Below are 11,314 nucleotides of genomic sequence, written 5' to 3' on the forward strand. Positions count from 1 at the left end.
GTTCGTGAGATGGCAGTGGATTTGGCCAAACCGCGAGTGTCTTTGGAGTGAGCGATACCCGAGGTAGTGGTTCCGTGACCATTATCAGTGTTGCGGGAGCTCCCGTAATGGTTGCCGCTTACACCGTGATCGCGTGTGGCCTTGCCAGCGTGATCGCTTCCAGCGCTCTTGCCATTTCCGCTGTTCCCTCCCATACCGCCTGAATGCCCACCTCCATGTCCGCCGCCATTACCGCCACCGTTGCCACCTCCACCGCCATGACCACCACCTCCATCTTTGGCATAGGCGGAACCAATAGGTGAGATATCTGCGGGTACGAATGGAATCATCCCGAGTGCCAATGCACAAGCAAAGACAGCAAGCACGGGTTTTCTCATTTTTTATTCGCCTCCAGAGGCGTGTGGTAGAGCTGAAGGTGCCGATCAGACCGACATTAGAGGGTTAAGTTCTTGAATCCCGACGGAATGCTCGCTCCCTGACTGGCATTGCCTCTACCAGTAGATTAGCTACTCTGTGGTTGGATAAGGTCCCAAGGAATGCTAACCATGAGAAGGAAATTGAGTATCGTCGTAGCTTTCTCGCTGGCTCAGGTTGTAAGCCCGAACTTGCTGGCAGATCCCGGCAAAGGGAAAAGCCACGACAAGGCAGGACAACACGCAAGCCAAGGTCATCAGGGCAACAGCAATGACTGGCACGAAGGGCCTTCCGTCGATTTAGGAGGGGTGCGAGTCATCCTCAATGACAACCGCAATTACTGGAATCCAGGCTCTCCCTTACCGCCAGGTATCCAGAAGAATCTGGCGCGTGGCAAGCCTCTCCCGCCCGGGATTGCGAAGAAGCTGGATAGCCGACTGATCGGGCGACTTCCTCATTACAATGGTTATGAGTGGCAGCAAGCTGGAACTGACCTGCTGCTTGTGGCTATTACTTCAGGTGTCATCTATGAAGTACTACACGATGTGCTTGACTAAGTCCCGTGGACCCATGAACTGGATCTTGTGACCAGGAAAAGCTTGAGCCACCTGGTGCCGAGAAAATGTTTAAGAAGTATCAGGTGATTCTGTGGGGCATGGCTGAGACAGGCCCCGTGAACGTCAACTATGGGTCGTTGGCTGCCGGTCGTAGGTGACCGCTTCCGACCCTACGAAACCAAGAGCGATTCAGTCATGCCGTCGGCGAACCTAATGCAGTAACTACTTCGTCTATGAAGTGCCTGAGCTTCGCGGAGGGGCGGCGGTCCAAGGGGTAGATCAGGTTGACGGGATACGTGGGCCCTTCGAAATCCTCGAAGAGTACGACCAGTTCACCCCGTTGCACGTAAGGCCTCAGTACATCCTCGACGCACAGCGTGATGCCGAAATCCGCTAATGCAGCGTTCACTTTGGCCAGGGTGTTATTGACGTTCAATCGACTCGCAATGGGAATCGTGAACGTCTGCCCGTTTTTGCTGAAGCGCCAGAGTTTGTCCGTCATTCGATCGGAAAACAGATAGCCCAGGCAATCATGGCCCACCAGTTGTTCGGGATGGAGCGGGGTCCCTTTGCGTGACAGATAAGCGGGAGATGCGCAAGCAAACATCCTGAAAGGTCTCAAGCCGCGCTGGACCAATGCCGCGCTGTCGGCCAGCTGGGGTTTGCCCAGCCGAAACACGACTTCGAATCCCTCTTCTACGATATTCACGAACCTGTCCGTCAACTCCAACTCGATTTCCGTTTCTGGGTAACGTGTCAGGTACTGGGTCAGGAAGGGAATGAGTCGATGAGAGCCATAGTTATAGGGCGCACTGATGCGGATTTTTCCGCGCGGCGTCGAGCTTGCTGACAGCGCCAGTTCATCGGCGTCTGCAACGTCACTCAGGATAGCCTTGCAGCGCACGTAATAGTCCCTGCCCACGGCAGTCAGGCTTTGTCGGCGAGTGGTGCGGGTGATCAGTTTAAGGCCTAGCTGAGATTCCAGATTGCTGACCTGCTTGGCTATCAATTGTGGCGTCACGCCTAGTACGGCAGCGGCTGCAGAGAAGGAATCTGATTCAGCGGCTGCTACGAACGCCGCCATGCTTTTCAGCTTATCCATATCTTCAAACGTTAGTTGTTAATGTTATTTGAATTTGAGCATTTATCTTGAAGATCTTCCTGCTTAGCATCCGCTCGGTCAATCAAAAGAAGCGCTGCGCGCGTTACTGAACGGAGAGTCTGAAATGGTGAACATTTCCCATGAAACGGTCGACGCTACGGCGCGTCGCTTGTTGCGCGTCATTACCCAAGCCCATGTGCGGTTCCTCCCGGGCACTTACGCCTTTCTGGAGTTTCCGTTGCCATCGTTTCCTGCTGCCGTCCGCCCCGATGCGCTGGCGCTCGTACGGGATGACCAGGTTTGGAGTCAACTGGTCCCTTGTGCAGATGTCGAGCAAGAGCTGTTCGGTGTGTTCCGATTCCATTTTCCGCAAGGCGCCGACAACAGCGGTTTCGTTGGCTGGTTGGCAATGCACCTCAAGCAGAAGTTTGGCACCGGCGTATTCGTGACCTGTGGCCAGAATCGAGATGAGGGTGGGATCTTTGATTACTGGGGCGTCCCGGCCAGCCTGGCTTCAGAAGTCTTCGCAGAGATCCAGACTTTGGCAGATGGCCAAGCGGACGACGAGGTGGGCGCTTCACGCTAGCACATACGCCGTCAAAGCCTGCGCGGCGGTTATCAGGGGCCTGGTTGATCGCACGATTACCTTTGGATCCTTAAGCAAATGTCACAGGTCATACGCGCTGAACTCCCGTCGATTGGAAGACGTCCCTCGCAAGAATGCCCGCCAAAAAAGGGCATTCACTTCCAATCAGCTTCGAGGGTACAACGATGGAAAAGACCGACCAAAGCTCGACATCTCCACCTGGCAACCTTGAGGACCACGTGCATGCCATCCATCAAGAGGCCGCAGCGGTGCTGGGTGAAGCCAAGCACCAGGGCAGCGAACAATTTGAGCATTATCGCGATACTGCAGCCGACCAGCTCGATTCGCTGAAGGAGGGGGCGCGATCAGCGGCGTCGGCGCTGGAAGGCAACGACAGCCTGGGGCTCTCGCACTATCTGAGCCAGGCGGCTGAATGTGTCGGCGAGTTCGCCGAACAGGTCCGTCATGAAAGCGCCGAGAGCCTGCTGCAACGCGGTGCACAGCTTGCCCGCAGCAACCCGACATTGTTTCTGGCCGGCAGCGTTGCAGTCGGCTTTGCCGTGTCACGTTTCCTCCGAGCCAGTGCCACCCAGAAACCAAGCCGTCCTGCGGCTGATGCTTTCAGCCCGCCGCATCCTGCGCAGCCAGAAACGCCTGACAGAGGCAGCGACATATCCACCAGCACTCTTTACACCCCGAACGATCCCGTTGGTACAGGTGCCGGTACGCCGGTCAGTGGCAGCCCGTTCGAGCGCGACCCGCTCAAAGGAGGTGAATGATGAACAACGATCCTTTGCATGACACAGGCGTACACCCCTCGGAAAACGATGCGCTTGGCGTGGGTGGGCTGCTGCGCCAATTGATGCGCGAAGTGCCCGAGCTGTTCACCAAGGAACTGGCGCTGGCCAAGGCTGAATTGCAGCACAACCTGGCCACCCTGAAGGCGGGTACGGCGGCGGTGGCAGCCGGGGCGATCGTGGTGCTGGCGGGCTTTGTCATCCTCCTGATGGCGGCGGTCTACGCGTTGGCGCTGGTGGTCGCGCCGTGGTTGGCAGCGTTGATCGTCGGCGCAGTCACGGTAGTGATTGGCTTCATCATGCTGCAGTCTGGCAAGAAGCAATTCGAGCCCGGCCACTTGGCACCTGATCGCACCTTGCATGCCATGCAACAGGACAAGGACACGCTGAAGAGGAAATTGCCATGACCACTCCTTTCGAGACTGATGCGCAAAAAGACCCGCAGCTGCTGGAACAGGAAATCAACGCCAAGCGCGAGCATATCAGCGACCTGGTGGATGCCCTCGAACAGCGCCTGAGCCCAGGCCAGATGCTTGACCGGGTGTTGGCCTATTCCAAAGGCCATGGCGGTGAGTTTTTCCACAACCTCGGCACCACGCTTAAAAATAATCCGGTACCCGCGACCTTGACGGTGCTGGGCCTGGCTTGGCTGGGCCTGAACCAGAACCGCCCGTTCAACCCTGGGCCGGCGCATGACGGTCCCGGATTGGGCGAGAAACTCGGCGATGCCGTAGACACGGTGAAAGATGCCTTCGCCCATGCTGGAGCAGCGATGCACGATGCAAGTCAGAAAGCACGCATGAAGGCCCATGACGTACGCGATCGGGCCAGTGAGCTGGGCAGCGGTGCGCGCGATTCCGTAGGTGCGTCAGCTGATACCGTGCGCAGTACCGCACACAGGGTCGCGGACCAGACCACGGCATTGAAGGGGCAGTTCGATCATCTGCTGCAGGAACAGCCGCTGGTGCTGGCGGCCTTGGGCATCGCCCTGGGGGCAGCATTGGGGGCGGCGCTACCGAGCACGCGCAAAGAAGATCAACTGATGGGCGCCAGCAGCGACCGGTTGACCGACACCCTCAAGGCCAAGGGCAGCGAGGTGAAGACGTCGGTCGAACAGTCTATCCATCAGACGGGTGATGCCGGGTCATCACAGGCGGGCCGCCAACCTGAAGGCTCTGACCTGTCTGCCGGGCTGGGTTTCACTCCATGATTGGCAAGCCCATGCATCGCCAGCCCTTTCAGTACGCAAAGGGCTGGTGTTCATCCTGATCGAAGGGTTTTGTGGATTACCGTTCAGGCCAATGCGTCCATCGCCGGGCGTGTCGGGATCATTATGCAGCAGGAGGACCAGCATGATTCATCTGGGGTGTGCGGGTTGGAGCCTGCCAAGTCACTCTGCCAATCACTTTCCACAGTCAGGGTCCCACCTGCAACGCTACGCTGGCCAGTTGAACGCAGTGGAGATCAACAGTTCGTTCTACCGGCCCCATCGGCCAGAAACCTACGCTCGCTGGGCTTCGTCTGTGCCTGAGGATTTTCTCTTCGCAGTGAAAGTACCCAAAAGGATCACCCACGAGCTGCGCTTGCAGGGCTGCGAGAGCCCGCTTGCCGAATTCCTGGCCCAATGCGGGCAACTGGGTAGCCGCCTGGGATGCCTGTTGATACAGCTACCACCGTCGCTGATCTATGAGTACGCCGTTGCGCGGCGTTTTTTCGAACGGGTGCGTGAGCGCTATGATGGCCCGCTAGCTTTGGAGCCGAGGAACAGCAGTTGGCATGACGCACAGGCGTTGTTGATGGATCAGCAGGTAGCTCAGGTTGCGGCCAACCCTGCGCGATTCGGCACCGATGCATCGCCGGCTGGATGGCCGGGCCTCGTCTATTGGCGCTTGCACGGCGAACCGCGGATCTACCACAGCGAGTATTCGCTTGACTACCTCAATGGTCTGGCTGAACAGTTGCAACGCAGTTGCGCAGCCGGACACCGCACCTGGTGTATTTTCGACAATACTGCCTCAGGAGCAGCGACTGCCAATGCGCTGCAATTGCAGCGCTGTTTGTCGATGCAAGCAGGTTGAGCCTGTTCAACGCAAACCCGCAGCCAGTCAAGAAAGGGACGCTGCGGATCGGATACTGAAAAGCCCCAGGAATGTAATGAGAAAGTATCTCACCGTAGCAATCGCACTGCTGGCCCCGCTGGTCCTCTGCGCTTGCTCCACACCCGGCACGGCAAACCCACCCAGCGAAACGCCAGGCACAACGCCCAGATACCTGAAAAGCGACCTGTATGGCGTCTGGTACTCCAACGCCGACGATGGCAGCTCCCAGGCGCTGGCGTTGTTGCTGCTCAGGGCAGACGGTTCGGCCACCGACTTCCTGATCCTCAGCGAGAACAACTCAATGCAGAAGATCGTGCAGCAGTCGTCCTGGTCGTATGATGCTGAACGCAACAGGTTCGAGCAGATCGTCAGCGAAGTTTCCATGCAGAAAGGCAAGGCGCCCGCAGAGGTCACTCATCCCCATGAAGTCATCCGGGCATCGGTCGAGCTGGTCAAGCTGGACAACAAGGTGATGGGCATCAAATTCAAACGGGAAGATGGCGAGGTCACCGGTTACCTCAAGGGCAGCGCCGCCATGCTCGAAAAGCTCAAGCACATTCAGTAAGCGCGCTTTGCCATGGATCTCGCTAGCGACGCAGTTCGGTGGCGAACTGCGCAGCCTTCAGCTGTAGCTGCGCAGGCCCACCCCAGAAGGCCCCGTGGCGCACGATCACCCGTTCATGAATGGCTGCTGCCACCGCCGCTGCTGCATTCGGTGCCTTGAACAGAATGAAGCTGGCTTCATTGCCCACCTTCAACCCGTAATCCTGCTTGCCGATCACCCCGGCGCTGGCCACGGTCGCCATTTCCAGCGCTACGCGCAGCTCCTCGTCGGTGTTGAAACCAGAGCGGTAACTGACCAGCATCGCCCGCTGCAGCATGTCGCCGTTGCCATAGGGCCACCAGGCGTCCTGGATATTGTCGTTGCCCGTGAACACCCGCACGCCACCGGCACGCAGGCGCAGCACAGGCGGGAAGGCGTGGTCACCGGGGGCATTGGTCATGATCGAAACGCCGGCAAGGGCCAGCACTTCGGCAGTGCGGTCAACCACGGCGTCGCTGACATCACCCAGGCCATAGGCATGGCTGACCGCCACCAGGCCTTGCATGCCCAGTGCCTGGGTACGGGCGGCGATACGCTCGAGCTGGGCGATGCAGCTGTCGCCGGGTTCGTGCAGGTGAATGTCCACCTTCACGCCATGGCGGTCGGCAATACCGAAAACGATATCAAGCTGGGCGTCGGCATCGCCGTCCAGGGTGGTCGGGTCGATGCCGCCAACCACCTGCACACCTTCACGCACGGCGGTTTCCATCACCTGCGCGGTGCCAGGGCAGGTCACTACACCGGCCTGCGGGAACGCCACCAGCTCGATGTCGATCAGGTCTTTCCACTTGTCGCGGGCTTCAAGGATAGCGCGCAAGTTGGCCAGGCCAGTGGTGGCATCGACGTCGACATGGCAGCGCATGGCCAGGGTGCCGAACGAGGCGGCCTGGCGGATCAGCGCGTCGGCGCGCTCGACGATCGGTGGGGCGCTGGCAAGTTCGCGTTTTTCCACGGCCAGGCGCTCGCGCAGGCTGGCGACCGGCTGGTGCGGGCGCCAGCGGTCACCGACGAAGCTCTTGTCCAGATGGATGTGGCCGTCAACGAAGCCGGGCAGCACCAGCAGGCCTTCCAGGTCGATGGTCTCGATGGCGGATGTGCGGGCGCGGTGCGGGCCGAGGTGGCTGATGCAGCCTCCGCGCACGGCGATGTTCAGGGGTAGCCCATCGGCGTCGATGGCATTGATGAACTCACGATCGTTCATGAAAGGGGCCTTTGCTTCCCACGCTTGATTAGCGTCATACGGTAGGGATGATCCGGCCCCCTCACAAATTAATTATCAGGATCGACCACAGTGCATTTCTTGATACAGGCAAGGGCCGTTGGCTTATCTACTGCAACGTGGGTGGTTTGGCCTCTGCGGGCAATGCAGCCACCACCGCTTCGATGCGCGAAATTTCCTGCGCCAGTCGTTCAGCGTCCTGATGCTTGCCTTCGGCCCTCAAGCGATCCCGCTCACGACGCAGATTGAGCAGGTTTTTCTGCAAGGCCAGGCCAGATTTGTCGTATTGATCCATGTTGTTCTCGCGGCATTGGCGTCCGTGCCGTTGTAGGAAAAATGGACCGTATCAGTGACAAAATCTTGCAGAAACTGGGGTTTCATACAGGAAAGGGGCGCTGCGGCGATTCTGCCTACCGTGCTCGGAGGAAACGTCCTACAAATCCGCCTGCTAGCTGTTTCAATTCATGTGCATTGAATCTCAGCCAAATGCCCGTATTTGCTGAGCTTCGCGGCAGGCCGCCGTCGCCATGAGCGTGGCCAGCGCAGGCAAGGCGTTTTCACCCTGGCTGCAACTTCATGTAGCAATTGCCGGGCGGCACCATCGCCCGGGTGAATGCAGTTGGCGGCGGTTACTTGAAGAACTGACTGGGCGTGATACCGAACTGGCGCTTGAACATGCTGGCGAATGCACTGGGGCTGTCATAGCCCAGTGTGGCGGCGACATCGACGATACGTTCGCCCAAAGCGATGCGCTCCAGCGCCTGCATCAGGCGCGCCTGTTGGCGCCACTGGCCGAATGTCATGCCGGTTTCCTTGCGGAACAGGCGCTGGATGGTCTTCTCGTCAACGCCCAGGTGCACGCCCCAGTCGGCGAGGGTCGACGTGTCGTGGGGGCGTGCCTGCAAGGCTGAGCAGAGCGTGCGCAGGCGTTTGTCGCTGGGCTGCAACAGTTTCAGCGGCAAGGTCGGCAGCACGCAGATTTCGTCGAGGATCAGGCGCATGATCCGCGCCTCGCGAGAGTCCTCGGCAAAAGGGCCAGCGAAGTCGACCGACGCCTTGATCAGCTCGCTGAGCAGCGGCGAGATGCTGATGGCCTTGCTTTGCAACGGCAGTTCGAGCGCCGTATCAGGGCGCACGAACACGCTGCGCATCTTCACGTCACCAACGCAGCGGATGGCGTGCACCTGCCCGCTGGGCATCCAGATGCCGCGGCTGGGTGGCACAGTCCAGCGCTCGGCCTCGGACTCGACCAGCATCAGCCCCTTGATGGCGTAGATCAGTTGGTGCTTGGCGTGCGAGTGAGGGGCGATGTACCAGTCTGGCGGGTAGTCGGTTGCCCGGCTGCCCACCTCCCAGGTCCATTCATCGACCTCCATCAGCAGTTCGTGCTGGGGTTTGACCATGATCGTGTCCAGTCCAACAGGCGCGGCCATCTTAGCAGCGGGCAGGCCGTGCTTTCGAGCGGGTGGCCGGCAGCAGCGCGGTGGCCAAGCCCAGCAGCGGCAGGAACGAGATCACCTGGTAGACCCACTCGATGCCATGCAGGTCGGCCAGTTCGCCGAGGCCTGCAGCGCCGATGCCACTGATGCCGAACATCAGGCCGAACATCACCCCCGAGACCATGCCGACGCGGCCAGGCACTGCCTCCTGGGCGTACACCACCAGCGCGGCGAAGGCCGACGACATCACCAGGCCGATGGCCACCGCCAGCACCGCAGTCCAGGCCAGGTTGGCGTAGGGCAGGGCGAGGGCGAACGGGGCCACACCGAGGAACGAAATCCAGATCACCGCCTTGCGCCCGATGCGGTCACCGACCGGCCCGCCGGCAAAGGTGCCCAGGGCTACGGCAGCAAGGAACACGAACAGATACAGCTGGCTTTGCTGCACGCTCAGGCCGAAGTGTTCGATCAGGTAGAAGGTGAAGTAGTTGGTGAACGACGCGATGTAGACGAACTTGGCGAACATCAGTACGGCGATCACGCCCACTGCGCGCCACATGGCAGCGGTGGACAGCCCCGGCGCCTGTTGCCCGGCCAGGCCCTTGAGCTGGGTCTGGCCGTGGCGGATGGTCCAGCCAGTGACGCGCAGCAGCACGACGATCGCCAGGGCGGCCGCCAGCATGAACCAGGCGATGGCAGGCTGACCGTGGGGGATGACGATGGCGGCGGTCAGCAGCGGGCCGATGGCGGAACCGGTGTTGCCGCCGACCTGGAAGGTTGACTGCGCGGTGCCGAAGCGCCCGCCGGAGGCCATGCGCGCCACCCGTGAGGCTTCGGGATGGAAGGTCGCCGAGCCGATACCCACCACGGCAGCGGCGAACAGCAACATCGGGTAGCTGTTGGCGAAGGCGAGCAGGGCGATACCCACCAGGGTGAACAGCATGCCGGTGGGCAGCCGGTAAGGCATGGGGCGCTTGTCGGTGTACATGCCGACCCACGGCTGCAGCAGCGAGGCGGTGACCTGGTAGATCAGGGCGATCCAGCCGATCTGGGCGAAGCTCAGCGAGAAGTCGCTCTTGAGCATCGGGTAGATCGACGGCAGCACGGCCTGGATCAGGTCGTTGAGCAGGTGGGCGAAGGCGGCGGCACCGACGATGCGGACCAGAAAGCCCTGGGGTTGGTCGGCGGCGGTGGGTGGGGCCAAGGTGGCGGCAGGAGTCGTCATGGGCGAGGCTCTCTTTCGAATGATGGCAAGGCATTGCCCGACGAAGGTTATCCAGCCGGGCAATGCCTGTCTCGCGCCGAACAGGCACTCACTGTCGCGATTCGGACATTCAGTCGGCGAGTGTCGCGTTATGACGTGCCTGCCCTGGCCATCCACTTCAACAGCATGGCGATCGGTATGCGGCGATGCACTTCGTGGCGCTGGGTATCGCCACCGTCGGCGTAACGTTCCCGATAACGGCTGACGATCAGTTCGCGCCCATCCTCCGAGACGCGGGCTTCGAGTTCGTGCAACAGCACCGGCTGCTCGGCCCCGCACTCCACGCGGCGGAACAGTGACACCGCATTATTCACCGGCAGGCCCTCCCTGGCAGTGGTCGGGGCGCTTGCCTGGCGCGCCGAGCTTGCCCTCGGCAACCCGGTTGGCGCGCTGTTGTGCGGTGAAATCGCGCACGGCCTGGTAGTAATCAGGCAGAGTACGCAGTTGGTCGGTCAGCGGTAACGCCTGCGCCCGGCCATCCACCGTGCCACCGGCCATGGCCACGGTGCCCAGGGTCTCGACCGTATCGCTGTTGTCGCCGAACGGGTCCACCGCCAGGCTCAGTACCCGGCCAGTTGCATCGCGCAGGTTCTGTGAGCCCAGCAGCGGCAATTCGACAATCGGGCCATCGGCGATTTTCCACACGCCAAACGTCTGGCCGAAGTCCGATTCATGGCGGGCCAGCCCCATCTTGCCGGAGACATCGAACAGGCCGGCCACGCCGAGGGTGGTGTTGAAGATGAAGCGGCTCAGGCTGGTCATCGCCCGTTCGCTGTTGCCTTGCAGCAGGTCGTTGGCGAACACCTTGGGCTCGCCGAAGTTGGCCGCAAAGTTGTGTACGCCTTGCTGGGCAAAGTTCGGCAAGGCGGTATAGCCACGGGCAACCGGCGCCAGCAGGTAATCGTCGACGCTGCGGTTGAAGGCGAACACGGCGCGGTTGGCAGGTTCGGCCGGATCGCTGAGCTGATAGGCCATCGGTCCGCAAGCCGTGGCCGGCGGGCGCTGACTGCAGCCACTGGCGACGACCAGGGACAAGGCCAGGACCGTGTTGCGGGCAGAGCACCAAGCAGCAGAAGGGGTAGGCATAGGCACATTCCTGAGCAGAAGGGGCGCCGATGCTGCAGCAGATTGATTGCCTGGGAATGTCCGGATTGTCTCGAATCTGACGCTTTGTTTCCGGGTTGAAATATATGACGGCAGCCTGTGGATGGCCTTAGAGTACGCGCTTGCCTT

The 11,314-nt window shown here is 60.5% G+C and carries 14 protein-coding genes and 1 pseudogene; 7 read left to right on the forward strand and 8 right to left on the reverse strand.

The features are described 5' to 3' along the window. Nucleotides 1-215: 215 nt before the first annotated feature. Nucleotides 216-317: pseudogene (locus tag L6D64_RS28620) on the reverse strand (hypothetical protein); the annotation flags it as partial. Between the two features lie 219 nt (nt 318-536). Between L6D64_RS28620 and L6D64_RS04520 the strand changes: the two are divergent. After that, complete coding sequence (locus L6D64_RS04520) at nt 537-971, forward strand: anti-virulence regulator CigR family protein (RefSeq protein WP_176508792.1); 435 nt, start codon at nt 537-539, stop codon at nt 969-971. A 193-nt stretch (nt 972-1,164) separates the two neighbouring features. Here the strand turns inward: L6D64_RS04520 and L6D64_RS04525 are convergent, their stop codons facing one another. Further along, a complete protein-coding gene (locus L6D64_RS04525) occupies nt 1,165-2,073 on the reverse strand; it encodes a LysR family transcriptional regulator (RefSeq protein ID WP_176508791.1) in 909 nt (302 codons plus the stop codon). Nucleotides 2,074-2,197: 124 nt separating this feature from the next. On the opposite strand from L6D64_RS04525, the gene L6D64_RS04530 reads away from it, so the two are divergent. The 6 genes from L6D64_RS04530 (at nt 2,198) to L6D64_RS04555 (ending at nt 6,120) form a co-directional block, all read left to right on the forward strand. Continuing rightward, on the forward strand, nt 2,198-2,659 hold the full coding sequence (locus tag L6D64_RS04530; RefSeq protein ID WP_176508790.1) for a DUF6196 family protein: 462 nt from the start codon (nt 2,198-2,200) through the stop codon (nt 2,657-2,659). Between the two features lie 134 nt (nt 2,660-2,793). Continuing rightward, on the forward strand, nt 2,794-3,438 hold the full coding sequence (locus L6D64_RS04535; protein WP_236192351.1) for a hypothetical protein: 645 nt from the start codon (nt 2,794-2,796) through the stop codon (nt 3,436-3,438). Beyond that, complete coding sequence (locus tag L6D64_RS04540; protein ID WP_176508789.1) at nt 3,438-3,863, forward strand: phage holin family protein; 426 nt, start codon at nt 3,438-3,440, stop codon at nt 3,861-3,863. Before L6D64_RS04535 ends, L6D64_RS04540 begins: the two co-directional genes overlap by 1 nt. After that, nucleotides 3,860-4,666, forward strand: a complete 807-nt coding sequence (locus L6D64_RS04545) for a DUF3618 domain-containing protein (protein ID WP_176508788.1) — start codon at nt 3,860-3,862, stop codon at nt 4,664-4,666. Before L6D64_RS04540 ends, L6D64_RS04545 begins: the two co-directional genes overlap by 4 nt. 142 nt (nt 4,667-4,808) lie before the next feature. Continuing rightward, a complete protein-coding gene (locus L6D64_RS04550) occupies nt 4,809-5,534 on the forward strand; it encodes a DUF72 domain-containing protein (RefSeq protein WP_176508787.1) in 726 nt (241 codons plus the stop codon). 76 nt (nt 5,535-5,610) lie between these two features. Further along, the gene (locus L6D64_RS04555) at nt 5,611-6,120 is read left to right on the forward strand and encodes a hypothetical protein (protein ID WP_176508786.1); all 510 of its coding nucleotides are present in this window, start codon (nt 5,611-5,613) and stop codon (nt 6,118-6,120) included. A gap of 22 nt (nt 6,121-6,142) precedes the next feature. Here L6D64_RS04555 and L6D64_RS04560 read toward each other — a convergent pair whose 3' ends face one another. From L6D64_RS04560 to L6D64_RS04585, 6 genes are all read right to left on the reverse strand, one after another. Then, nucleotides 6,143-7,360: an amidohydrolase family protein gene (locus L6D64_RS04560; RefSeq protein WP_176508785.1), complete on the reverse strand. Its 1,218-nt coding sequence runs from the start codon at nt 7,358-7,360 to the stop codon at nt 6,143-6,145. Between the two features lie 127 nt (nt 7,361-7,487). Further along, on the reverse strand, nt 7,488-7,673 hold the full coding sequence (locus L6D64_RS04565; RefSeq protein WP_176508784.1) for a hypothetical protein: 186 nt from the start codon (nt 7,671-7,673) through the stop codon (nt 7,488-7,490). A 334-nt stretch (nt 7,674-8,007) separates the two neighbouring features. Beyond that, nucleotides 8,008-8,781, reverse strand: a complete 774-nt coding sequence (locus L6D64_RS04570) for an AraC family transcriptional regulator (RefSeq protein WP_176508783.1) — start codon at nt 8,779-8,781, stop codon at nt 8,008-8,010. Nucleotides 8,782-8,812: 31 nt separating this feature from the next. Beyond that, entirely contained in the window at nt 8,813-10,042 is a 1,230-nt protein-coding gene (locus tag L6D64_RS04575; protein WP_176508782.1) for an MFS transporter, read from the reverse strand. 128 nt (nt 10,043-10,170) lie between these two features. Beyond that, nucleotides 10,171-10,395: a hypothetical protein gene (locus L6D64_RS04580; protein ID WP_176508781.1), complete on the reverse strand. Its 225-nt coding sequence runs from the start codon at nt 10,393-10,395 to the stop codon at nt 10,171-10,173. Then, on the reverse strand, nt 10,388-11,167 hold the full coding sequence (locus L6D64_RS04585; protein WP_176508780.1) for an MlaA family lipoprotein: 780 nt from the start codon (nt 11,165-11,167) through the stop codon (nt 10,388-10,390). The genes L6D64_RS04580 and L6D64_RS04585 overlap by 8 nt, the downstream gene beginning before the upstream one ends. Between the last annotated feature and the right edge of the window lie 147 nt (nt 11,168-11,314).

It is taken from the genome of Pseudomonas urethralis (assembly GCF_021602465.1).
Lineage (GTDB): Bacteria > Pseudomonadota > Gammaproteobacteria > Pseudomonadales > Pseudomonadaceae > Aquipseudomonas > Aquipseudomonas vlassakiae.